This is a genomic window from Enteractinococcus helveticum, from assembly GCF_001657475.1.
Classification (GTDB): domain Bacteria; phylum Actinomycetota; class Actinomycetes; order Actinomycetales; family Micrococcaceae; genus Yaniella; species Yaniella helvetica.
Map to the genome: position 1 here is coordinate 18,309 of NZ_LXEY01000113.1, position 24,712 is coordinate 43,020.

General features: G+C 56.4%; 22 protein-coding genes. 18 read left to right on the forward strand and 4 right to left on the reverse strand.

Annotated elements, in window-relative coordinates:
• Positions 1-125: 125 nt before the first annotated feature.
• From A6F49_RS15815 to A6F49_RS15885, 15 genes are all read left to right on the forward strand, one after another.
• Positions 126-815, forward strand: coding sequence for a PIG-L deacetylase family protein (locus A6F49_RS15815; protein ID WP_043055598.1), 690 nt, complete (start codon positions 126-128; stop codon positions 813-815).
• A 21-nt stretch (positions 816-836) separates the two neighbouring features.
• Positions 837-1,523 (forward strand): sugar transferase, encoded by a 687-nt coding sequence (locus A6F49_RS15820; protein WP_201120383.1) that lies wholly within the window; start codon positions 837-839, stop codon positions 1,521-1,523.
• Positions 1,523-2,530 (forward strand): methionyl-tRNA formyltransferase, encoded by a 1,008-nt coding sequence (locus A6F49_RS15825; RefSeq protein ID WP_043055599.1) that lies wholly within the window; start codon positions 1,523-1,525, stop codon positions 2,528-2,530. The genes A6F49_RS15820 and A6F49_RS15825 overlap by 1 nt, the downstream gene beginning before the upstream one ends.
• Positions 2,531-3,729: 1,199 nt before the next feature.
• Positions 3,730-5,520: a polysaccharide biosynthesis protein gene (locus tag A6F49_RS15830; RefSeq protein WP_067605866.1), complete on the forward strand. Its 1,791-nt coding sequence runs from the start codon at positions 3,730-3,732 to the stop codon at positions 5,518-5,520.
• 2 nt (positions 5,521-5,522) lie between these two features.
• The gene (locus A6F49_RS17890) at positions 5,523-6,704 is read left to right on the forward strand and encodes a DegT/DnrJ/EryC1/StrS family aminotransferase (RefSeq protein WP_043055600.1); all 1,182 of its coding nucleotides are present in this window, start codon (positions 5,523-5,525) and stop codon (positions 6,702-6,704) included.
• Positions 6,701-7,738 carry a sugar transferase gene (locus A6F49_RS15840; RefSeq protein ID WP_067605869.1) on the forward strand — a complete coding sequence of 346 codons (1,038 nt, stop codon included), beginning with the start codon at positions 6,701-6,703 and terminating at the stop codon, positions 7,736-7,738. Before A6F49_RS17890 ends, A6F49_RS15840 begins: the two co-directional genes overlap by 4 nt.
• Before the next feature lies 1 nt (position 7,739).
• A complete protein-coding gene (locus A6F49_RS15845; RefSeq protein ID WP_067605874.1) occupies positions 7,740-8,822 on the forward strand; it encodes an ATP-grasp domain-containing protein in 1,083 nt (360 codons plus the stop codon).
• The gene (locus A6F49_RS15850; RefSeq protein WP_052499965.1) at positions 8,822-10,297 is read left to right on the forward strand and encodes a polysaccharide biosynthesis tyrosine autokinase; all 1,476 of its coding nucleotides are present in this window, start codon (positions 8,822-8,824) and stop codon (positions 10,295-10,297) included. Before A6F49_RS15845 ends, A6F49_RS15850 begins: the two co-directional genes overlap by 1 nt.
• Complete coding sequence (locus A6F49_RS15855) at positions 10,294-10,932, forward strand: arsenate reductase/protein-tyrosine-phosphatase family protein (protein ID WP_043055602.1); 639 nt, start codon at positions 10,294-10,296, stop codon at positions 10,930-10,932. The genes A6F49_RS15850 and A6F49_RS15855 overlap by 4 nt, the downstream gene beginning before the upstream one ends.
• Before the next feature lie 5 nt (positions 10,933-10,937).
• On the forward strand, positions 10,938-12,209 hold the full coding sequence (locus tag A6F49_RS15860; RefSeq protein ID WP_043055603.1) for a type III PLP-dependent enzyme domain-containing protein: 1,272 nt from the start codon (positions 10,938-10,940) through the stop codon (positions 12,207-12,209).
• The gene (locus A6F49_RS15865; protein WP_043055604.1) at positions 12,188-13,501 is read left to right on the forward strand and encodes an O-antigen ligase family protein; all 1,314 of its coding nucleotides are present in this window, start codon (positions 12,188-12,190) and stop codon (positions 13,499-13,501) included. Before A6F49_RS15860 ends, A6F49_RS15865 begins: the two co-directional genes overlap by 22 nt.
• Positions 13,498-14,655, forward strand: a complete 1,158-nt coding sequence (locus tag A6F49_RS15870; protein ID WP_043055605.1) for a glycosyltransferase family 4 protein — start codon at positions 13,498-13,500, stop codon at positions 14,653-14,655. Before A6F49_RS15865 ends, A6F49_RS15870 begins: the two co-directional genes overlap by 4 nt.
• Before the next feature lie 168 nt (positions 14,656-14,823).
• On the forward strand, positions 14,824-15,912 hold the full coding sequence (gene galE, locus A6F49_RS15875) for a UDP-glucose 4-epimerase GalE (RefSeq protein WP_067605877.1): 1,089 nt from the start codon (positions 14,824-14,826) through the stop codon (positions 15,910-15,912).
• 76 nt (positions 15,913-15,988) lie between these two features.
• A complete protein-coding gene (locus A6F49_RS15880; RefSeq protein WP_043055606.1) occupies positions 15,989-16,588 on the forward strand; it encodes a YdcF family protein in 600 nt (199 codons plus the stop codon).
• 483 nt (positions 16,589-17,071) lie between these two features.
• On the forward strand, positions 17,072-18,085 hold the full coding sequence (locus A6F49_RS15885) for a GNAT family N-acetyltransferase (protein WP_043055607.1): 1,014 nt from the start codon (positions 17,072-17,074) through the stop codon (positions 18,083-18,085).
• Here the strand turns inward: A6F49_RS15885 and A6F49_RS15890 are convergent.
• Positions 18,082-19,161: a PQQ-dependent sugar dehydrogenase gene (locus tag A6F49_RS15890; RefSeq protein ID WP_201120386.1), complete on the reverse strand. Its 1,080-nt coding sequence runs from the start codon at positions 19,159-19,161 to the stop codon at positions 18,082-18,084. The two genes, A6F49_RS15885 and A6F49_RS15890, sit on opposite strands and share 4 nt — an antisense overlap.
• Before the next feature lie 188 nt (positions 19,162-19,349).
• Between A6F49_RS15890 and A6F49_RS15895 the strand changes: the two genes are divergently transcribed.
• The gene (locus A6F49_RS15895; RefSeq protein ID WP_067605879.1) at positions 19,350-20,135 is read left to right on the forward strand and encodes a lipoate--protein ligase family protein; all 786 of its coding nucleotides are present in this window, start codon (positions 19,350-19,352) and stop codon (positions 20,133-20,135) included.
• Between the two features lie 20 nt (positions 20,136-20,155).
• Here A6F49_RS15895 and A6F49_RS15900 read toward each other — a convergent pair whose 3' ends face one another.
• Entirely contained in the window at positions 20,156-20,758 is a 603-nt protein-coding gene (locus A6F49_RS15900; RefSeq protein WP_043055608.1) for a response regulator transcription factor, read from the reverse strand.
• Entirely contained in the window at positions 20,755-22,017 is a 1,263-nt protein-coding gene (locus tag A6F49_RS15905) for a sensor histidine kinase (protein WP_161485837.1), read from the reverse strand. The genes A6F49_RS15900 and A6F49_RS15905 overlap by 4 nt, the downstream gene beginning before the upstream one ends.
• 112 nt (positions 22,018-22,129) lie before the next feature.
• On the opposite strand from A6F49_RS15905, the gene A6F49_RS15910 reads away from it, so the two are divergent.
• A complete protein-coding gene (locus A6F49_RS15910) occupies positions 22,130-22,627 on the forward strand; it encodes a hypothetical protein (RefSeq protein WP_043055609.1) in 498 nt (165 codons plus the stop codon).
• A gap of 225 nt (positions 22,628-22,852) precedes the next feature.
• The gene (locus A6F49_RS15915) at positions 22,853-23,338 is read left to right on the forward strand and encodes a DoxX family protein (RefSeq protein WP_043055610.1); all 486 of its coding nucleotides are present in this window, start codon (positions 22,853-22,855) and stop codon (positions 23,336-23,338) included.
• A gap of 88 nt (positions 23,339-23,426) precedes the next feature.
• Here A6F49_RS15915 and A6F49_RS15920 read toward each other — a convergent pair whose 3' ends face one another.
• Positions 23,427-23,966: a hypothetical protein gene (locus tag A6F49_RS15920; RefSeq protein WP_043055611.1), complete on the reverse strand. Its 540-nt coding sequence runs from the start codon at positions 23,964-23,966 to the stop codon at positions 23,427-23,429.
• Positions 23,967-24,712 lie beyond the last annotated feature (746 nt).

Consider the following 24,712-nt stretch of genomic DNA (forward strand, 5'->3'; position numbering starts at 1 on the left):
GGGTAAGCAGATGGTTCTTATCTCCGTGGTGTTCTTGTAAGATCCTGTTTGACTCAGAATGAAAATTATGAGTCTCCTCACACCTTTATTCACGCTATAAACATATTCCGGAAGAGGCTTGTTTTATGGCAAATGTTCTTGTGCTTGCACCTCACGCTGACGACGAAACGCTTGGAGCCGGAGGCACGATCGCCAAGCACGTTGATGAGGGCGACGACGTTTCTGTTGTGATAGCAACTGGCCCCGGTACGGCATCGGACGGACATCCGCTATTCACGCAAGAAGAATTTGATACGGTGCGTTCTGAAGCCTCACGGAGTTTAAAAGGGTTGGGCGTATCAAGGGTAACCTTTGGGGACTTACCTGCTGTCACATATCCGCAGGAGCCTGTATGGCAAGTCAACAAGGAAGTGCACCGTTTAATTGCGGAGCATGAACCGGAGATCTTATATGTTCCGTTCCCTTTCGATTTACACGGTGATCATCGTTCGCTATTTCACGCTGCGAGTGTCGCTTGGCGACCGAACACGGAGATAGGGCAACGGATAAAACGCGTATTAGCTTACGAAGTGCAGTCAGAGACCCACTGGAATGTGCCATATCTTGAACCGGGGTTTACCCCGAACGTTTGGATAAGTTTGAGTGAAAGCCAGCTTGAGAGGAAACTTGAGGCGCTTCGTTGTTACGCATCGCAAATGTATCCTTTCCCTCATGCGAGGTCAGTCAAGGCTGTAGAACACCTTGCCCGTTGGCGGGGGAGTCAACAAGGCCTCGACGCAGCCGAGGGATTCGTTCTCATTAAGGAAACCTGGTAAATCCGACCAGAAAAGATGATCATGAACAGTTCTCAAACAGCTACTTGGCAAAGCGATCACAGTACGGTTCAGTTGGATCAACTGCGTTCAACAGAACTTTGGGTTCAGCAGGCAATGCTCAACCGAAACAGCTCATTCTACGAGAAGTACGGCAAGCGGGTATTCGATGTCTGTGTGGCCGCTGCTGCCGGGGTAGCTGTTGCTCCAATAGTAGCTACCGCTGCATTGGCTGTGAAAATAGAAACTCCCGGGCCCGTGCTTTTTCGTCAACAACGAGTTGGCAGAGGTCTGACTACCTTCAACATCTATAAGTTGAGAACCATGCGGCACGGCAACCGTTCAACTGGAGAAGTCCTTCCTGGGAATCCGGATACGACAAGAGTCGGACGGGTTTTGCGCAGGTTGAAGATCGATGAGCTTCCCCAAATTTACAATGTGCTCCGCGGGGAAATGAGCATCGTTGGGCCACGCCCATTTCTTGCGGACACCATTGAGGAAGTGACTGAAGACGGCAGGCATAGATTCTTAGTAAAACCGGGACTGACCGGTCATGCTCAGACCAATGGGAACATAACTTTGAGCTGGCCCGTGAGATGGCGCTATGACAGGATCTATGTCGATAACGTGTCGTTTTCATTTGATACAAGAATTCTGTTGAAAACCTTATCAGTCATACTTTTCGGCGAAAAACCGACGGAGCAGGACTAATGGGCACACAGACTATACGAGCTGCGGTGGTTGGAGCCGTGGGCAGTAGCGCTGTCGCAGCACGTCATATCGCGAAAAGTGGCATACAACTTGTTGGCATAGCCGGGCACGAACCTCGTCAGGAGGAGTCTCATCTCCGTAGCCTTGCGAAAGAACTGACAGTTGATTATTTCGGATTCGAGCGGGTGAACGACAAATCGGTCGTTGACCAACTTCAGGCATGGGATGTCGATTTTCTGTTCGTTGTAGGACTCTCCCAATTAGTCTCATCTGAGATACTATCGACTGCCCACAGGGGGTGCGTAGGCTATCACCCTACCGCGCTCCCGAAAGGTAGGGGCAGGGCGCCAGTTGCTTGGATTGCTCTTGGTCAGGTTCCAGCAGCTTCGACTTTATTTGAAATTGCGGAACATGCTGACAGCGGTGGGATTCTCGAGCAAGTTCCGTTTCAGGTTACGGAAGACATGGACGCGGCGGATGTTACAGCAGAGTGCTTACGAACCCTCGCCCAAGCGATGGATCAATTACTGCCCAAACTTCAAAGACTTGACTGGTCCCCTGTCCCTCAGGACGATAGCTTAGCTACGTTCCTTGGTAAACGTGACCCAGGGGACGGTTTGATCAACTGGCAGCTGTCGGCAAGAGAGGTGGATGCGCTCATTCGCGCGGCGGCTCCGCCCCACCCCGGCGCATACGTTTACAGTAAGGGCGAGCGCCTCAGAGTTCTACGCTCTGGCGGTGTGGTTGAAGAACCCAAAGCCGCCGGTGTCATCGGCAAAGTCCTCCGGAAAATAGGAGAGCACTACGAAGTTCAATGCGGCGATGGGGTAGTTCGTATCGGAGAGATCTTCAATGATCTCGGTGAGCCTGTTCACCTTCGGGACGGCACACTGTTGGGGACACGGGTCGAAGATGAACTCCATGCACTGAAAAAGAAAGTACAGGAACTCGAAGCAATAGTTTCGAATCTGACAGCAGCTGACAACGAGCTGCGTGAGCGGCAATAGTACGCTCCTCATCGCAGTGCACATCATGAGTATCTCGGCATATACAGAGCCTGATCCAACGAGGCGCTAGCTGCTTCTCAGCTAGCAATAGTCAAACGGCCGTCAAGGGTTGATCGAGCCGGGCCAACATGAGGTGCACAAAACCCTGGGTTTAAAAGGGGTGAGTGATGATCTTTGTCATTGTGCTCATGTTTGTCGCGCCCGGAACATCGCCATGACAGTCCTCGAAGCGCTGTTAATCGCGGTAATTTCTTGGCTGTCTTTTCTTCCAGTTCGCGGAGATTTCTTAGCCACGAATTCCCCAATGTTGCTGTCGATAAGGGCGTTGGTAGCGGGGTTGTCGTGACCTTGGGCGTTAGTGACGGACGAGCCAAAACCTAGCGTACTAGCCTAGCCGTCCGTCAGTAGAAGCTGGCCACCTGGACTTGAGTACGCGCATTGATTAAACAAATTATCGCCATCCCGGCGCCTGTAGGAAGTCGAATCAATTCCAGCTCGTTGATCGGCAGCACTGCGGGCGCTGGTGCGTTTTCGACGTCGACTGCGCCGCAATGTCGCAACGGCCCGCGACGTTCCCAACAGCAGCGGCCATGGGCTCCTGTCGAGCGCAGTCCATCTCATGGTGTGCTCGCGGTTTATGAGTACCGCAACGACTACCTGCCCAGTCTCATGCAGCAGGGTGGCTAGGTGGCGAACTGCGCAGTGACCAAATGGCAACTACGTCGGTAGAAGAGCCACACTATCCTCACCAAACACTCATATTTCGTGAAAGGTGGGTCCATACTAGTTGAAGGTTGCCATAATTCTTCGACCGCGGGTCACTAGCAGTCAGACCTAGCTTATAATTCCGCCAGCCACCTGGGCTGATAGCACTCCTTGAACATTAAACCCAACGCAAACCTAGCGCTAACCTGCGCCCCATCAAGCGCTTCCCCACAAGCACTAGCTAGCCGTTGGGACTCGAACCCCAAGCTTCAAACTAGTCAAATAGCTAGTGATTGCCTCGCGCTGCCTCCCTAGCCTGTGAATTAGCTGAGATCTTGGTCACCGTTTCCTCAACGGAAATAACACGGGACCACCTCCCAGCGCTCACACACTACAAGATGCTCACACATCATAAGGAGAGGTCGGTCCGTCATGGCGACGTCTATAACGCATTTTAACGCGCAGAGCCGAGCAGTGTATTGCGGTGACTTCCGATGACCGCCCTACACGCAGCAGAACAACCTGCAAGATACGGTCACCATGGCAAACCCCGGTTTCGACCTGCTCAATACTACTTCGATGTAGCGTGCTGGGCGGCGGCCATCGTCGCGGCCTACCTGGTCTACTATGATTTTTCGCTCACCCTTTCAACCGCAGTACTGGTCATTGTGCTCGTGTTGGTGGCAACGCTTGCACAATTCACATTCGGTTGGGCTGCGTTTCTTTATCGCTTCCGGTATAGCGCCGGCAGCTTTGACGAGATACGCGCCCTGTTAAAGACCGGATTCGCCACCGGATTGACCATGGTGATCGCAAACTTGATTGCCGGATATACCATCGATCATCCGGTGACGATGAGCGTATTGATCATCCCGACTGCAATCCTGTTGATGTTCGGGGCCCGATTCGTGCAGCGTCTGCGTCGTCTGGCACGTGCTGTGCCAGATCGCAAAGCAGCACGCACCTTGGTCATCGGAGCCGGTGAGGTCGGGACCAACCTGATCCGCCAGATGGTCACCACACCGGGGGCCAAATACTGGCCGGTGGGCTTGATCGATGATGCACCAGAGAAAGCTCATGTACAGCTCTATCACGTTAGAGTGCTTGGCCAAGTCGAGGAACTGTCCGAGCTCATCCTGCAAACTGGAGCCAAGGTAGTCGTCGTCGCAGTCGCCGAACCCGCCCCACGGATGCTGCGTCAGGTCCAAGAGGTCGCGGCTGAACATGACGTGCAGGTCAAGGTCATCCCACCATTGCACGACCTACTCGAACGTGGTGTCCACCCGACCGATCTGCGTGATATTTCGATCGATGATCTGCTTGGCCGCGAGCCCGTCGATACTAACGTCGAAGACATTGCCGTTTACCTGACCGGTGCCCGAGTACTGGTCACCGGTGCGGGCGGATCCATTGGCTCCGTGCTATGCGAGCAAATTAGCCGCTTCAATCCAGCCGAGCTCATCATGTTGGATCGTTGTGAGACCGGCCTGCAAACGGCTCAGCTCATGGTGAACGGCAACGGACTGCTTAACACCAAAGAGACCGTATTAGCCGACATTCGCGACGCGGATGCGCTGCGCCGGATCTTCGAAGAACACCGACCACAGGTTGTCTTCCACGCTGCGGCACTGAAACACCTACCGATGCTGGAACGCCACCCAGAAGAAGGTTGGAAAACCAACGTCGTCGGCACACAGAACGTGCTAGAGGCCGCTGCGGCTGTGGGCGTGGAGCGGTTCGTTAACATCTCCACTGACAAAGCGGCGAATCCAACCAGCGTGCTGGGCCACACCAAACGTGCGGCAGAACAGCTCACCTCGTGGATGGGTCAACAAACCCAACAACTCTACCTGTCGGTTCGGTTCGGCAATGTGATCGGCAGCCGAGGATCGATGCTGCCGACTTTCACGAGACTGATCGAACAAGGTGGTCCGTTGACCGTGACACATCCGGATGTCACTCGATACTTCATGACGATCCCCGAAGCGTGTCAACTGGTACTGCAAGCTGGCGGCATCGGGAGCACTGGTGAAGTGATGATCTTGAACATGGGAGAACCAGTCAAGATCCTGAACATCGCCAAACGCATGATCGCCATGTCGGGTAAAGACGTCGAGATTGTCTTCACTGGGCTGCGCGAAGGCGAAAAGCTCCACGAAGAGCTCACCGCCGAACATGAAGACGCGCGCCCTTCGGCACATCCGTTGATTAATCGCACGGTTGTGGAACCGCTATCGATTTCAGAGCTGACCTACAGGCCTACTTCTATGAGAGTTCAGAACTAGCAATGACTGAAACTAAAATCACTTTCACCACACCCGAACCCATCATCACCGAAAAAATTCATCTCTCAAGTCCCGATGTTGGCCCAGCGGAAGAAGCAGCTGTCATGGCCGCCTTGCGGTCAGGGTGGGTCGCACCAGCCGGCCCGGATCTCAACGCCTTCGAAGCAGAAATCGCACAGCGAGTCGGCGTCGATCACGCCGTCGGTCTTGCATCTGGCACTGCAGCACTTCATCTAGGCTTATTAGCTCTGGGTGTTGGACCGGGCGATGTAGTGGTTACCTCAACGCTGACATTTGCTGCCACCGCCAACGCGATTGCCTACACAGGCGCCGAACCGTTCTTCATTGACGTTGATCCGGCTACGGGCAACATGGATCCCGAACTGCTCGACATCGCGTTGCACGTATTAGACCGCGGCAATAAGCGGGTTTCGGCAGTACTTCCGGTGGATTTGTTCGGTAAGGCCGCCGACTACACTGCGATCGAAGAAATTGCGGCAGGCTATGGTGTGCCAGTCCTAGCGGATGCAGCCGAAGCAGCAGGCGCCTACCATGCGGGCCGTCCTGTCGGCTCCTTGGCTGATGCCGCGGTGTTCTCGTTCAACGGCAACAAAATCATGACCACCTCCGGTGGCGGCATGTTGCTAACCAACCGAGCCGAGATCGCTAAGTACGTTCGGTATCTATCGACGCAAGCTCGTCAGCCGGTGGCCCACTACGAACACACCGACATCGGCTACAACTACCGTCTGAGCAATCTGCTGGCAGCCCTGGGACGAGCCCAACTGGAACGCCTCGATGAAATGATTGCCAGCCGTCGTGAGACCCGAGATATTTACCGGCAATGGGCTGCCACAAAACCGGGCGTTGAGATCCTGGGCGGTGCCAATGATGCCGAAGATAACTGTTGGTTAACCTCTTTGGTCTTCGACCAGTCGAAAAACCCTGTTGCCGTCGAGGTGCTCATCGAGATCTTGGCGCAGCATCAGATCGAGGCCCGCAGGGTTTGGAAGCCCATGCACTTACAACCGGTATTCTCTGATGCCCGCAGTCTGTTGACTGGCTCAGCAGAAGAACTCTTTGCCAACGGGGTCATGTTGCCCAGCGGTTCAAATATGACTGCCCCGCAACTCGCGCGCGTCATAAGCGTGCTGGATGATTGCATCGGTGGGCGCTTGTCATGACCAAACGAGCCGTCGATATTCTCGGAGCTAGCCTGGGGCTCATCGTGCTGGCACCCGTTGTTGGAGTGCTGTGGATTTTGGTCCGCATCAAACTTGGAGCACCGGTGATTGTCACGCAACAACGCCCCGGCCGAGATGGCGAATTGATCACCCTCCGGAAGTTTCGCACCGTGCGCACAGACGACACCGCCAAGGGAGTGTTGACCGACGACTCGGGCACGACCAGTTTTGGCCGCCGGCTGCAAGCCAGCAGTTTGGATCAACTCCCCGCCTTGGTCAATGTGCTCAAAGGTGAGATGAGTTTGGTGGGGCCGCGACCACTCAGCGTCGAATACCTCGCCCTGTACTCACCACATCAGGCCCGCCGCCATGAAGTCCGGCCCGGTCTCACCGGGCTGGCCCAAGTCAACGACCACAATGCGCTGACTTGGGAAGCACGCTTTGACCTCGACGTCCACTACGTCGACCATCACAATCTGTGGATGGATCTGAAAGTCATGGCCCAGACCCTCACTCGGACGGTTGCCAGCACAGAGCATGACAGCCAGCGCCTCTCAACCATGATGCGGTTCGTCGGTGCCCCACCCCGTGACGGACTGACCGAAGAGCCCGTCAACGAGCGCTGGGACGATCTGTGGGATTCGTGGCAGCGCAGCACCGCCGCCATGAAGATTGGTGACCACGAGGGTGCTGAAGCCAACACGACCCGCCACTGGGTCTATCTCGACGACCGCGAGGTCCCCATCGGGATTGCCGGGCTGTCCGGATTAGGCGGTCCAGAACTCTACGCCAGCCTCGTGTTGGGCCCGAACCACAACACGTCGATGACGGTCGAGGCACTGTTGCACCGATTGCTTCATAACGGCAAAGCCTACAACGCACACCGCATTTTCTTGCGGCTCTCCGAAACCAGCCGAGAACTTTTTGATAGAGCCCAGCAGCTCGGTTTCGTCCCAATAGATCTACCCCTCCAGGGGCCTCACACCGATGAAGGCGAAGTGCTTGTGGCCTTCGCAGCACAGACAGGAACATGATATGCGCATTGTTATCAGTTCAGCCGGACGCCGGGTCTACCTCGTCCAGTGGTTCCGAGAAGCGCTCTACGAAGCAGGCATCGTAGGCGAGGTGATCGTCATCGAGCACGATCCGAACGCTGCCACAGCCGCTGCAGCAGACAGCTATCGTCCGATTCCGGCGTTCACCAGCCCGGATTACGCTCCCGCAATGCTCGACATCATCGATGAGCTGCGACCCGAGTTGTTCCTTTCGCTCAACGACCACGAACTCACCACGTTATCCGAGGGACTGGCGGACGAACTGCGAGCACGCGGGGTCGTGACACCGGTCCTGGAGCAACAATCCCACCGGGCAGTGGCCGACAAACTGATGATGAGCCAGGTCTTACAAAACGCCGGCATATGCACCCCACGCCCCGTCCTACTACCCGACGTCGCAGCCGTGCATGACCTGATTTCCAGTACTAACAACATCATCGTCAAAGCCCGGTGGGGTAGCGGCTCGTCCGGGCTGCGCCGCTTCCCCTCCCACGAGGCCCGCCGCCGGGTCGAGGGACGTTACCAAAACGCCACTGACGCCGAAGCACTCGGGTTCGACGACATCATCGTCCAACCCGATGTCGGGGGGGTTGAATACGGACTCGACGTCATCACCGCAGTGCGCGGAGGACCGGTTGAAGGCGTACTAGCCCGCCAGAAACTGGGCATGCGCCACGGCGAGACCTCCAATGCCAAAACCGTCAAGAACACCCCGTTCATCGGCCTGGCGGCAGCACTCAATGCTGCCCTGGGCATCCGCGGCAGCGTTGACGTCGACGTACTGGTGGCCGATGACGATGTTCCATACGTCATTGATGTCAATCCACGTTTTGGTGGCGGGTATCCGTTCGTGCACGTCGCCGGAGCAGATGTCCCGCACTTCTACCTAGCCTCAACCCTTGGGTTTACGCCGCGACCGGACTGGGACCAGTACCGGATCGGCTGCATCGGATCCAAACACGAAGGCATCATCGGCTTTGACGCCGCAGACACCCCGGCCGCACAACCTGCGAATCGGCGCCAGCCGCTGACGAGCTCAATCCAGAAACGGGTAGGAATCTAATGTTTCAATTTCCTAATGAAGGCCAGTCTCGCCAAGGCTTCACCCGACGAGACACCAACAACAGCTACCCCATGGAACTGCGCACCTACTGGCGCATGCTGTCGAAGAACTGGTGGATTGTCGTGGCGGGTGCCCTGGTGGGCCTGCTGCTGGCCCTTGGCGCATCAGCACTGATGACGCCAAGATACCAATCAACAGCTATCCTCTACGTCTCAGTTCGCGGAGCCGGTTTAGATGCTTCCGGAGGTCTCTTCGAAGGTACAAGTTACGCACAAACTGTGGTGACCAGCTACGTCGATATTGCCACGACGGCCATTGTGTTAGATCAAGTCGCAGAAAAACTCGACGGGGCCGTTCCTCGCGAGAACATGGACCAACTGTTTACTGTGGAGTCTCCAGCAGAATCCTCACTGTTGAAGATCTCAGCCGAACACTCGAACCCCGCTACCGCCGCCGAACTAGTCAACACCGCCGGCGAGGTGATCGTTGAGGTAGTAGAAAACGACATTGAAGTGGCAGCTGCAGGTGGTAATAGTCCCGTGCAGGTCCGCCTCATCGACCCCGGTGTGGTCCCTGCCGAACCCACCAGCCCCAACTTAGCGCTCAATAGCGCACTGGGACTATTGGCTGGACTGGCATTAGGTATTGCATTGGCGATTCTGAGAGGCTCGCTGGACACCCGCATCCATTCGGTGGCAGATGTTGAAGAGATCACCAACGTTCCGGTGGTTGGCCGGATCGCCTACGACGACCAGATCACACGGAGACCACTGATCGTTCATGACGATCCGCGTAGTCCACGCACAGAGGCGTTCCGCACCACGAGAACGAATCTCCAATTCTTCGCCTCAAACGAGGACGCGCGCGTCTTCGTAGTCTCCAGTGCAGCCCCCGGCGAAGGCAAGAGCCATGTGGTGGCCAACCTCGCGGTGGCGCTGGCCGAAACGGGTGCACGTGTGGCCCTGGTTGAAGCAGACTTGCGGAAACCACGGCTAGCACATGTGATGGGCATTGAAGGCGCGGCCGGACTGAGCGATGTGCTTATCGACAGGGCTCCACTGGAAGATGTCTTACAACCATGGGGACCTGGCAACCTGATGGTCCTACCGGCCGGACAAATTCCGCCCAACCCTGCTGAGCTGCTTGGCTCCAAGAAGATGCGGGAAGTCCTTGGCATGCTGCGCGAAACCGCAGATTACGTCCTGATCGATGCCCCGCCGGTCTTGCCAGTCACAGACGCTGCCATCTTGACGAACTATGCATCGGGCAGCTTGCTGGTGAGTTCCATTGGGCAAACCAGACTGCAAGACCTCGAACAAGCCATCAACTCCTTGGAAAATGTTGGGGGCAAAGTTCTGGGACTGATCGTCAATAAGGTTCCAATGCGAGGCTCCGGCAACTCCGGATTTGCCTCCTATCGGTACGAGGCTGACAACGTTGAAACCCGCACATCCCGAGTCTCGAGGGCGGCATGACGACTCTTCGAATCCTGACCATCTGTACCGGAAATATCTGCCGCTCCCCATTCGCAGCGAAGCTGCTGGCTTCCAAACTTGATCGGACACAATTCAAGGTTGCAAGCGCGGGTACGTCAGCCATGCTGGGCGATCCGATGCAAGAAACTATGCAGCGCATCGCCGCTGACATGGGAGTTCGGTGGAGAGATGAGCACAGTGCTCGTGTACTCACGCATGGTTTGGTGGGTCAAGCTGATCTCATTTTGGGTATGGAACGTGAACACCGCAGCCAAGCAGCAAAGCTGCAGCCCAGTGCAGTTCGGCGTGCTTTCACGTTGCTGGAATTCGCCCACATCGTGTCGTCCATCAACGACGATCGTCTCCAACAGCTGCTGTTTCTGAACAGGGGGAGTCCTACCGCAGCAATCGACGCGGTCATGAGAATGCGCGGCGTCGTGCCAAGACTGAACCCGGAACAGCTTTATGATCTCCAAGATCCGTTTGGTAAATCCCGCCAAACATATGCACGATCAGCCGCGCATATTGATCAGGCAGTTGACCAGATTGTCAGCTTTTTTCAACGCACAGCAAAGCTCACCGCAGCGTCACAAGATGGTCCGTCAGCAATCGTTGGAATGCAGGACAGAAAGTAAGCCTCATGCAACGCACTCACCTCATACCGCAGCAACCACCGACCCCCGCGTTGGTTTTGGATGTTCCGAAACTCGACTCATTCGTCACCCGCTTCGAAGACGCTCTGGCCGAGGGCTGGCCCAACTCCATTCTGTCGTACTCCTTCAAAACCAACGCACTGCCGTGGCTGCTGTCGTATATGCGAGATCGTGGTGTGTGGGCCGAAGTCGTCTCAGACACCGAGTACGAGCTGGCCTTAGCGATGGGTTACGCACCGGATCGAATCGTATACAACGGTCCGATCAAAAGCCGTGACCGCCTCTGGGCCGCACTGGTACAAGGTTCCGTGGTCAACCTTGATTCGAAACGCGAAGTCTTATGGACCGCAGAACTGGCGGGACAGCTGCCCGAAACCACCTTAGCCGTTGGGCTCCGGGTCAATTGGGACGTCAATGTGTATTGTCCCGGCGAAAGCACCAGCACCAGCGCCCACAGCCGTTTCGGATTCAACCCTGACAGCGGTGAGCTCGATGCAGCCATTGCCGTGCTGACCGACGCGGGCGTACGCATCGCTGGATTGCATATGCACCGCAACTCGCAGACCCAAAGCATAGCCGTCTTCCGGGCCGCTGCAACCGTGGCCAAAGAACTTATCAGTTCCCGGAATCTCAACCTGGACTGGGTCGACATCGGTGGGGGATTCTTTGGCGCCGAAGATGGCCAGCCGACCTTTGCCGATTATGTGACCGCAATCCGTGAGGTGCTAGAAGACGTCGTGGATCCGGCAGAAACACAACTGATTGTGGAACCCGGCGGCGCATTAATCGCTGTGCCTGTGGAATTCCACGCCTCCGTGATCGACGTCAAACAGGTCAACGACCAGACATTCGTGGTGACGGATGCCAGCCGCACGAACATCGATCCACTGTTCCGTCGCAAACGACCATTCCAATACGAACTTCAAACCGAAGCCACCGAGACCCGACCCACCCAAACCATCGGTGGCTTCACCTGTATGGAAGACGACCGCCTCATGGAACTACCCGACGAGCGGGCCTTAGCGACGGGGGATCGAATCATTTTTTACAAGGTCGGGGCCTACACCATGTCCTTTCAGCCCCAGTTTTTTATTGAATCTCCACCTGCGGTCTATGTACGGACGCACGCGGAGTTGATCCAGGTTCGATCAAAGTCAACGGTGCAGGATTATGTGCAAGGTCAACGGTGGATACCAGCCAAGGACAATCTGGACGACGCAGCGAATGGAATGGGCCCATGGCTAGCACCTTCGCGGTAGAGCATCGCCACCAAGCAGCCTTCAAGCGTGCACCGTTATTGCTTTTTTTATTGGGTATCACGCTGAATCAAACGAGCGTTATCTTCGACATCAACCTGTCGATCGCGGATGTGTTTGCGTTCCTCATTTTGATGCTTATGATCCTCACAGCACGGATGTCTATTCCGCTGGGCCCAACAGTCTACTTTCTGGTGTTATCCATCGTGGTTATCACCATGGGGGGCTTTGTTGTCCCAAATATCTTGCCGATTGAACAAAGTTTTACCGCTGTCCTGACGGATTACACCAAGCTTCTGACGTCGTTTGGCTATTTCTTGCTCGGCGTCAATATTGTCCGTGCGGGCCAAGCCCGCATCGTCATGCGCTCCTACGTCTTTATGGCCGTACTCATCGGCATCATCGGCGTAGTTGGAACCACGTTCCCCTCGCTGCCGAGGCTGGAATTCATGTTCCACTGGGAGATACGGTTCAGCGGGCTGATGAACGACCCCAACTATTTTGCGCTCATCCAGCTGATCGCCATGGCCTTCCTGTGGCATGACCCGGATATTGCACGCCGTTTCCGCTACCCGGCGCTGGTGATCTTGGCAGCTTCTGTTTTGGCCTCTGGATCCAAAACTGGATTGCTTACGCTGCTGATCTTGTTGATGTGGCGCGGGTTTCATACTGTTTTCTCCTCCTCGAACCACGGCAGATATGTCTCGCCCTATCGGGCCCTGTTAATCGGGGTGGCGATCTGCCTGCCCGTCCTGGTGCTCATTGTGCTGCTGGATTATTCGATGCGGATGAGTGTGGCAGCCAGCCTTGACCAAGTGCCTACGCTGAGCCGACTCACACCGCTGCTGCTTGATTTCGAAACCGGAATTGAAGCGGACGGTTCCGGACGTGACTCTGCGTGGTCGGATGCGTTGCCAATTATTGGGCTCTTCCCCCTCGCCGGCGTTGGCGTGGGCACCTACCTCGGTATAGCAGCTGAATTCAGCGACGAACCAATACTCGCGCATAACACGTATTTACAGATCGCCGCCGAATGGGGACTCGTCTTGTCGGCGATTTTCCTGGTGTGGGTAGGCATCTTACTGCTCAGACGCCCCGCACCAGGCACCAATATGTCGATGTGGCACTCGACCCGGGACGCACTGTTGGTCATGCTCATCGGCTCAGCCGGTATTTCGTTACAAAACTCGCGTGTGCTGTGGCTCATCGTCGGCATGCTGCTCGCAGTACACCTGTTCTCTCGAAACCGACAACCCATCCAGCAGCACTCACTCACCCAGAAGGTAGAACAATGAAAAAAGTCGTTCTCATCGTGACCGTTGAAGATTCTGCTTTGACGTTTTATCGAAATTATGTGCGTTTCCTGGTCGGCCGTGGCTGGGAGGTGAGTGTCATAGGGCATTCCAGTGGTGCACTAGAAGCCTGGGCAGCCAGTGAAGGCGCCACCGGCTATCACATCCCCTACGAGCGAGACCCATCAATGGGTAAGGATCTGCAGACGTTATGGGCTACTGTGCGGTTGTTGCGGCGCATCCGTCCAGATGTCGTGGTCTCAGCGACCCCGAAGGTCGGGTTGTTAGGCACCCTGGCCGCACGACTGGTAGGCGTGCCGGTGCGTATTTATCAGCTGTGGGGCATGCCGTTGGAAACCGTCACGGGACTCAAGCGCAAGATTCTCGATGTCGCCGAACGGACGTCCATCCGGTCAGCCACCCAAACTGTGGCCAATAGTTTTAGCCTGGCTCGCACCGCCGAGGCGCTAGAACTGGCTCCACAAGGGCACATTGACGTCCTGGGGGTGGGCAGCTCCCACGGGGTGAATCTTGAATGGTTCGACCGTGCCGCCACCGGGCCGGTCGATGCGGATACGGCAGCATTTCTGGCCGCCGACTGTGATCTGACCATCGTGTTCATCGGAAGGCTCACCCCGGATAAGGGGATTTCCACACTGTTGCAGGCGGTCGATTCGGCGCGCGCTGGCGGGCTGAATATTCGCCTGGTGCTGGTTGGTCCCGTAGAAAATCGTCAGCTAGCCGAAGAGGTCTCCGACGTTGAGCACATCCACCGCTTAGACAATGTGGAGGATGTTCGACCATATATCACCGCAGCCGATGTGTTGTGTTTGCCCACCCTGCGCGAGGGGTTCCCCAATGTGGTACTGGAAGCCGCAGCACTGGAAGTCCCCGCCGTCGTCACCGATGCCACCGGTGCGATTGATTCGGTGGTTGACGGCGAAACCGGGTGGATCTTCCCAGTCGAGAACCCCCACGCGCTGGCCGAAGTCATAACCGAGATCGTGGCCCACCCAGAACAGATTCAACAGCGCGGGACCAAGGCCCGTCGTCGGGTCGAAGAACACTTCGAACAGGTCTACATGTTTGGTTTACAAGAAGACAACATCGCCCAACAACTCGAGCCGCACCTGGCCCGCCAACCCTCGAACCGCTAAGTGGCCAGTCATGTCAGACACCGTTGATGTTGATTGCAAACCGATCACCGCCCCGTGGTGTCTGGTCTGGCTGTTCATACTGTCGATATCCCATTGCTCATCGGCGCATTTGGTCTGGCCTGCCGAGGCCAGGGCGCTTACATCGTGAAGAGTTCATAGGAGGCTATTATGCGCGTACTTCTAACCGGCGGAGCTGGATACATCGGTAGCCACACCGCGTTAGTGTTGCTCGAACAGGGACACGACGTGGTGGTGGTCGACGATCTATCGAACGGCAATCGCATTGCGCTTGATCGAGTAGAAGAGCTCACGGGCAGATCGGTCACCTTTGTGCAGGCAGACCTCACCAACACCACTGCGACACGAGTGACACTGGCAAACACCAATTTTGATGCCGTGGTACATTTTGCAGGGCTCAAGGCCGTGGGGGAGTCGGTCGAGCAACCGGTCCGCTATTACCGGACGAACCTGGCATCGACGTTGACGCTGCTAGACATCATGGCAGAACGCCAGATCAATACGCTCGTCTTCAGCTCATCTGCCACCGTCTACGGCGAACCCCAGACCCCACTGGTTGCCGAAACGCATCACACGGGAGTGGGCCTGACCAATCCCTATGGATGGTCTAAATACATGAACGAACAGATCATCACAGATGCTGCGGTGGCACGCCCCGACATGTCGGTGGTGCTCTTGCGATACTTCAACCCCGTCGGAGCCCACCCATCGGGCCGCATTGGCGAAGATCCCGCGGGTATTCCCAATAACCTCTTACCGTTCATTGCCCAAGTTGCAGTCGGACGACGCGACAAGCTCTCAGTTTTTGGCGATGATTATGACACCCCAGATGGTACTGGGGTGCGCGATTACATCCATGTCATGGATCTTGCTGAGGGCCATGTCGCTGCGCTGAATTATGCGTCCTGCGGTGTGCAAACCTACAATCTTGGCTCAGGGGTGGGCACAAGCGTTTTGGAAGCGGTGCGAGCATTCGAAGCAGTGTCCAACCGACCCGTCCCGTATCAGATCAGTCCTCGTCGCAGCGGAGACCTGGCAACTGTGGTGGCCGACCCACGGCTAGCGCAAGAAAAGTTGAAGTGGCAAACTACCCGAACTTTCGCTGATGCCTGCCGTGACGCATGGAACTGGCAATCACAAAACCCCGCAGGTTATGGAGAAACTGTGCGGGTAGTGATAGGTTCGCCAGCTGCGACTGTCGAACGAACCCTCGACGATAAGGCGATCAGCACACGATGAAGGCAGGTATATTGCCAGAGCCAGCCGGGCGGCTTGGGTGGAGATGACATGTGAGATCCGTAGGAAAGAATGGCTGATGCGGAAACTCAAAACCATCAGCGGCATTGTGATCGCACTTGTCGTAGGATGGTTTATTTTCGCTAGCGTGAACATCTACAACCCGCTCCAAGGCGACCTCGAGGCTCGTACCGATGCCGTGGTGAGTTTATCCCCTCCGCCGTACCGCTTGCCCTTAGCCGAAGAGCTCTATGCCAGTGATCATGCAGCTCATCTGGCAATTTCTTATGTGCCGGTAAATCCCCGCGACTTCACCGCGGAATGGATGAAGGCGTGGGAACCCGCGAAACGATATTGCGAAGATCAAACAGCCGGGATGGACGAGAATATTTCATGTTTTACCCCTGAAGAGATTTCAACCCGCGGGGAAGCGCACGCGATCCGAGAAGTCGCCGAGAGCAAATCCTGGGATTCGATCACCGTGGTCACCAGCCGTCATCACATCTTTCGTACGCGATTCATACTCCAACGGTGCATCGGGGATGCTGTTGACGTCAATGTAGTCTTCCCGGAGCCTGATCTCTCCATCGAAAAGGCTCAAGAAAGCTGGGGGACATACCTCCTCTACGAAAACCTAGCGTTCTTCAAAGCCGTGTATGAAACGACCCGCGGATGCTAGTCACTGGCTGGCTTGGCCGTTTTACTGAGTCCGCCCGACGTCGTTGCCTCGCGCTGTCCAGCATTCTTGTGTAGACAACATATTCGGCAGCAACCCGGTGCATCCCCCAGGATTGATAGCCAAACAGCATGGTGGGCAGGTACCGTCTACCGTTTGTCAGCAAATTGGAAAAATCCCCTGTCGATCTTCCCATGTGAGGCTGTGGTTCGAAGCATGAGCCAATAATCTTGGCAAATGTGATTGCTATCATATGAGCTGTTTGGCAGGATATGGAGTTATGAATCTATGTCATGCACCTTAGGTGTGTTGCAGTCGCGCTGCGAGAGCTCTAGCCTCTGCGGCGAGTTCTCACGAGTACAGGCCGGTTCTTGAGGCCCTCTTCCCTAGGAATGCCCTTTTTATCATTCTCTGTGCCGGAGCGTACATCATACATACGGCTTTCATCTTTCTTACGAGGTGGACATGATGGTTCATGGAAAAACTATGCCCCGAAAAGCGTGGGCACAAATAGACACCCCAGACATCTTTTTTTCAAATACTTATCACGAAGTTGCAGCGCTCATAGAACCGGACTTTTCGGACCTCACGCTGCTGGAATGGCACGATGACGCTGGCGTCGTCCGGTTGCCACTGATCATCCGAGAAATTCGCAACACGGGCTGCTTTGATGCAACAAACGCCTACGGCCAAGGTGGCCCCTGGATTGAAGGCCAGCCCGATCTGCACGGATTCCGCAAATACTACGACCGGTGGGCGAAGAATCATAAGATCATAGCTACTTTCGTGCAGTTCCACCCGATGTTCGACTATGCCACCAGGCTTGCTGAAGCCTTCCCGGTCACAAAGTCTGGGGAGAACATCGTTTGGAATCTTCAGACTGATGACCTAGTAGCTCAGATGTCGTCAAGCAATCGCCGAAACTACCGAAAAGGTCTCCGAGCGGGCCTTGAAATCAACGTCATCGAACATCCCGCAGACCTCACAAACTTCCGCAAGCTGTACGACACCACAATGCAGCGCCTCGGCGCGCGTCCGTTCTACTTATTCACAGATGCCTATTGGCATGCTTTGGAATCCAAGCTGTCGCCCCACATGATCCAAGTCGACGCGGTATTTGAAGGTCAAACCGTGAGCTCGACGTTGAACTTTTTGAGTAAGGACGTCATTCATTTCCAACACAACGGATCGACCCTCCAAGGACGTGATCTTAATGGGCCGGTGGTAGTGCACGTGGCCACTGCCCAGTGGGCTCAAGAACACGGCTATACGATAGGCCACCTTGGAGGTGGCTCAGGGGATTCGCTGTTGGAATTCAAAAAGCGATTCGATCCGGCGACTGCGCCCCGAGATTTCTTTATTATGCAGCTGGTTCATGACGAGGAAAATTATCGTCGGCTGGCGCAGGGGCACCCAGAAACTCACTACTTCCCGGCCTGGCGAGATCCGGCGATCTATGAGGTCAAGAAAAACTTACAGCGAGCACAGACAACGCGTTAATCTCGGGTCAACCGCAAGAGCCGATCGTCCGTCGTTGCAGGATCGCCTCGTCCGTCAGTGTTGTTGGTCAGCAGCCATAAGGCGCCGTCTGGCCCGGTGATTACGTCTCGGAGTCGACCGTAGTCGTCGGAGAAGTGTGGGACTGAGGTGCCGGGATCGTCCAATGGGATGTCCCAGAGTTGTTGACCCCGCAGGGCAGTCATATAGATGTGTTCATCGGCGATGGCGATACCGCTGGGACTGGCCTCAGACGGCGACCACTGCTGGATGGGATCGACGAAGGATTCATCACCGCTGATGCCCTCGGCCCGTGGCCAACCGTAATTGCCACCGGGGGCAATGATGTTCAGTTCATCCCAGGTGTCTTCACCGAATTCACTGGCGTACATGGTTCCATCAGGGGCCCAGGCGACGCCTTGCACGTTGCGATGACCGTAACTGAAGACTGGTGAGTCATCGAACGGATTATCGGCCGGAATATCGCCCTCGGGGTTCAGCCGTAAGATTTTGCCTGCCAGGGAGTCCAGGTCTTGAGCAGTGCTGGGCTCCAGCCCATCCCCGGTGCTGACATACAACAGGCCATCTGGTCCAAAGGCTAAGCGGCCCCCGTTGTGATGACTAGCCGCCGGGATGCCGTCAAAGATAACTTCTGGGTCGCGCAGTTCCAATCCCTCAGCGTCGCTGTTCAGTTCGTAGCGCTGAATTCGATTATCCTCAGCCGTCGTCAAATACGCGTATAAGGAGTCCTCATGGACGGCCAGACCAAGCAGGCCCCCTTCGGTTGACTCTGCTGTTTGTTCAATGACGGTGAGTTCGCGAACACCGCCGTCGTCGGTGATTTCAAGGATGCGTGAAGTATCGCGTTCACTCACAATTGGTGTCTCGTCGTAGAACGCGACGGCCCACGGCGCCTGCAGGTTCTCGGCGATGGTTTCGACATGCCAGTTGTCTACTGCACTGGGTGTATTCGTGGAATTCGTCTCGGTATCGGGGTCCGCAGATTGCGGTTGGTCCATGCAGGCCGTGAAGAAAAAGGTTGCACTGAGCAGATAGAGACCACGTCGCAGGTGCCGCATTGCATCGTCCTTGTATCCTGACATCATTTGTCAACCAGTATCGCACCGAGGTGACGCAGCGCACTAGCCCGGTCTCGCCGACTGTTGCCGCAGGCCGAAACACCCAAGAAGTAAGGCAATGAGATCTCGGCCTTGAGCGGTGATGTTGCGTATGCTCATCACAGGTTAGTCAACGAAACGGGGCGCATGTGACATCAAAGACGCTGACATGGGTTGAACAGGATGAAAGCCTGGGCGTGGCAGAAGATCTGGCGTATTCAACCACGTTGCTGCGGGCTGTGCAGCACGGCAGGATCGCCGGGCCGATTATTCGGCTGTATCGTCCCCAACCCACGGTTTCGTTCGGTCAGCAAGATGTCCGCTTGGACGGTTATGAAGCGGCGCGTCAACAATCCAGCGCGCACGGCTTTACGCCCACGGTACGCAAGGTGGGTGGCCGCGCGGCAGCGTATCACCGCGGGGCGCTTGTTATCGACCACATCCAGCCCGAGGATGATGCGATGGTCGGGTTCAAGTCCCGGTTTGAATACTTTGGTGCGCTATTTACTAACGTGCTGGCCCGGCTGGGGGTGCAGGCCGCCGTCGGAGAGATCCCGGGTGAGTATTGTGCCGGGGAATACTCGGTCCACGGGGTATTAGATGCCGATCGCCGCATCAAATTGGCGGGCACCGCGCAGCGCGTAGTTAAAGGGGCCTGGCTATTTTCTACCAGTTTGGTGGTTGAACACGGCTATTCCATTCGCAGAGTCTTGACCGACGTCTATGAGGTGCTGGGGATTGACTTTGACCCGCAGACTGCTGGCGCGGTGGAAGACGGCGCACCCGGGGTGACCGTAGAGGACGTGCTCGATGAGCTGCAATGGGAATACGAACATGAATTTCTCAGCGGTGGGCTCGACGGCGCCGACACCTTCAACTTTGCGCCCATGCTCTGGGACGACCTGCTGGACCGGGTGCCTACCGACTCGGACTAGTCCAGAGCTGAGGTGGTTGCCTAGATCCAACCTTGTTCCCAAGCGTGTTGGGCGGCTTCTGTGCGGGTGCTGACGCCGAGTTTTTGCATGGCGGTGGAGACATAATTGCGCACGGTACCTTGGGCAAGGTTCAAGCGTTCGGCAATCTGTGCGATCGTGGGGGCATCTCGTCCGGCGCGCAAAACGTCGAGTTCCCGATCTGTGAGCGGACATTGCTCTGCGGTGAGTGCGGTGGCGGCAATATCCGGGTCGATGTAGCGGCGTCCAGCCATGACCTCACGGATGACCCCGGCAAGACGTTCCACCGGAGTGGATTTGGGGACAAAGCCGGCGACCTTTTCGGCCAGCGCCCGGCGCAGCACCCCGGGTCGGGCGTGTCGGGTGCAGATGATCACCTTGGTGGCTACAGTGCGGTTGATTTCGCGGGCTGCTTCTACGCCGTCGAGTTCGGGCATCTCAAGGTCTAGCACGCACACATCGGGTTGCAGCTGTTGTGCGGCCTCGACGGCAGCCTGACCATCAGCCACACCGGGCAGGATCTCAATATCTTCTTCCATACCCAGCAGGGTTTCCATGGCGGTGCGGATCATGGTCTCGTCGTCGGCAATCAGGACCCGAATCATGCGTGCTGCTCCTTGTGGGGCATCGGTAGGGTGGCCTGGAAGGTGAAGGACTCATCGTGACGGGTGGCCATAATGTTCCCGTTGACGGCGGCAAAGCGGGTGCGCAGCCCGGCAATGCCGGTGCCTTGAGTATCGACGGCGTCGGGGGCTTCCACGCCGTCATTGGTGATGATCAACTGTAAGGAACCGTTGACGCCACATCGGATCCCAACGCTGGTGGCATTGGCATGACGCAAAATATTGGTGGTGGCCTCGCGTACTGCGAGGCCGAAAAGCCGGGTGACATCACCGGTCAGTCTGTGTTCAATTTTGGGGTCCAGTTGGATGTCGACGTCGATCCCAGCGGCCGCCAGGACATCTTTGGCGTTGGCGAGCTCTTCGGGCAGGGACACCACGCGCAGGTCGCGAACCAGTTGGCGGGTTTCGGACTGAGCTTGCTCTGCCAAGGCGCGGACCTCGGCGATGGATTCCTGGGCGGCGCGGAGATGTGTGGGCTCCTGGGTGGCGAGCAGCCGGTCGGCAAGCTCTGCTTTTAACGCGATGACCTGCAGGTGGTGACCTTGGATATCGTGCAAATCAGAGGCAAAGCGTAGGCGCTCGCGGGCCACGGCCAGCTGACTGTTCACAGTGCGGGCCCCATCCAGGCGGGTGATCAGATGCCACAACCACCCGGAGACCAGAAACGTGGTGGGGGTGAGCAACACCAACAACGAGATCCCCACAACCCCACCGCCGTAAATAAACTCTGCGGTGCCGGGATTCAGCAGGCCGTGGAGGGCGATGGCCGCCAGCCCGATAAATACGAGCCACAACCGGTGCGAGCGGGGGACGAGCGCCAGCAGAATACTCAGCGTGACCCACAGCGGGGTCGCACCATAAAGTGTGGCTCCGGGAATAAAAATGGTCACGACCAATGCCAGTCCCGGGATGGCCAGTAGCCAGGCGGTAACTTTTGGTGGGGGCCAGCCGGCGCCATAACCATCGCGTATCAGCCAGGAAGCATACACACACGTCACGCAGGTAGCGGTAAACAGGACCAGTACGACGACGATCTGCCAGGTTGGACCATCGGAGGCAGTTATCAGTGAGATGGGCACAAAGGCTCCAACGCCCAGCAGAAAAATCGACATCCCGGCGATACTCAGGAACGTGTACCACCAGGTGATATTGATATCGCGGCCGGCCGCGTCAGCAGGATCAGTCGCCGGACTGACCGGCAGCTGGCCGGTGGGACGAAGCGGGGTCGAAGAATCAGTCACACCCATCAGTGTAGATCCATGACAACTGTCATACGATCGCCTGCAGAATGTCATGGCAACAGGTGACGCAATGCCACTACTGCACACGCCAGGACCACGGAAGACTAAGAGCATGAACTTCATCGAATCACTCCAAAACTTTGTCCTTGGTCTTCCAGAAGCCGTCCAATTTATTGGCGTCGCCCTTGCCGCGATGGTCCCATTTGTCGAAAACTACGGCGCCGTCGTCATCGGCAGCGTGGCTGGCATTCCGATCTGGGTGGTCGTGCTCATGGCGATCGTCGGCAACCTAGCCGTGGTCGCGCTCATAACGCTGATCTCCGGGCGCACCCGCGATGCGATCATGGCGCGCAAACACGGAACCGCCGAACTTCCGGTCACCGATTCGCCAAGTAAAGCCCGGGTTCGCAAACTCTTTGACCGCTACGGCATCCCGGGAGTCACGTTGCTGGGCATGCTGTTTGTTCCGACCCATCTGATTGCCGCAACCCTGGTGTCATTCGGGCTCTCCCGGGCGGGCGTGCTGGTGTGGCAGGCCATTGCGATCACCCTGTATGCCGGAGTTGCCGGTGCTCTGATGTACGGTGTTTCCGGTCTCGTGGGTGCCTAAGTTTCTGCACTGCTGGACGGCATCCAACTGCTGCAAATACTTCACGATGTAGTGGAAGCGTGGCTGCTTTCACGTTTGGCTACCGGATAAACCGGGAATACCAGACTTACTTCCGTATGAATACAGGGAAGTAGGCCTGGTCGCGAGTCTGAGCCGCAGACAGTAGATACAACTCACACGAGATTGACTTGCCGCGGAAACACTTTCCGTGTCAAGCTATCGGTCATGTTGACATTCTTACACCCTGCAAAAAAGTACCCCATCATTGACGACGTCGTGCTGTTGATTGCACGCATCGCCCTGGGCATTGTGTTGATCGCCCACGGTTGGCAGAAATTCAACGAATGGACCCTGGCGGGCACCGCCTCGGCATTCACCGACATGGGCATCCCAGCCCCAAGCGTTACCTCAATCTTTGCGGCTTCGGCCGAACTCTTCGGCGGTGTGCTGGTGCTCATCGGATTGGTGACCCCACTGGCTGCAGTCCTGAACATCCTGGTCCAGCTCGGCGCCTTCGTCCTGGTCCACATTCAGGCCGGCGTCTTCGTGGACAACGGCGGCTACGAACTCGTACTGGCCATTGCGGCTGGCCTGCTGCTGATCGCTGCACGCGGTGCCGGCCGCTTCAGCATCGACGCACTGCTGCCAAGCTCGCCCTACCGAGCATCTTCGGCAAGCCGCGAAGACAACTCCAGCTTGGCTTCGGTCTAATCACTGAGTCCATGTCCACATGACAGTCGCCCCTGCCGATTTGCTCGGCAGGGGCGAAAACTTTATGACTGTGGCACGTGGCGTCGGGCTAGTGTTCGGACGCTTCCTTGTTGTTCTTGGCTACGCCGTCAATGGCAGCGGTCGGCGGGATCAGCCCGCGGATCGCGGACACCATGAGCAGCAGTAACACCACAAACAGGATCGCTTCGACGCCGATGTAGTAATAGTGCGTTGTTGAACCACCCTCAAAGGATCCTTCCAACACTCGGTCGGTGTGCACCGCCAGCAGGGGACGGATGATGGCGGTTTTGATCAGCAGTAAGATCAGCGCAATGAAACTGTAGCGCTGCATTTTGCCAAAGTTTGGCAGTTCTTGGCGGCGGTGATTGCGCCACATCGAGATCAGTGCGATCAACAATAGAACCCCAAGAATGACTTCGGCGATGTTCATCGCCAAGAACACGCGACGTCCGATGCCTAAGCCCAGCGGAATCGTGATGCCCGGTGCTGTAAATTTCAGGGGCGCTTCGATGAATGAAATCCCAATGATCAGGCCCAACCAGATTGGCGGGATCAACAGCATTAGGGCTCGGGCACAACGAGGCGCATGGGTGGTTTTAATGAGCATCAACGCTTCTCCTTACGTTGCGTGCGGCGATGGAGTAACACGGTAACCACACCGCACAGTAGATAACTCAAGCCTACGGCGATCCAGCCGGCGGTGAACGAATGCGTTACATCCTGTAACAGCCCCATAATCAAAGGCCCCAGGAGAATCCATTAACCGGGTCCTGCACACCAGAACGATTGGTAGTCGGCCCAGATGAAACAACGGGAAGCGACGACGCAGAATAAGGATCTGAACAGCATGGACAGTACGTTCATAACACTCGTAGCGCCAGCAACCGTCCAGTACGCCGCGGCGTCTATCGTTGCTGGAGAAGTTCAGCTCGAAAGGGTGGCTCACTAGCCGTGGACACTCCGAGCGCTTTCAGTGGATATGACTAACACACTGGCCAAAAACGTGACCGAGTGACCTAGCATTACGGGACTTCCATGATGTCGCAGCCGTTTCATCGGTCGTGGTGTGCTCTGTATTGCCCTCAGGCATGGTTGTATCCTTCGTTTCCCAGACTAATGAGTTTCATCGGTTTGCACGACCACTGTAGTTAGCGTTTTAGCCACGCGTTGCCTGTTCACCATCAGCGGGTAGCTCACGCAGACGCGAGGACTACGTAATGTTTAAAGGCTCTTCGGAATTTTGGGTGTAGATGATGTTTTAGATCAGGGCGTGTTGAAGGCATAAAAAGAGTCGAGGTCTTCCGAAGATGGAAGTGACGAAACAACACATCTGAAGAAAGACCTCGACATGGC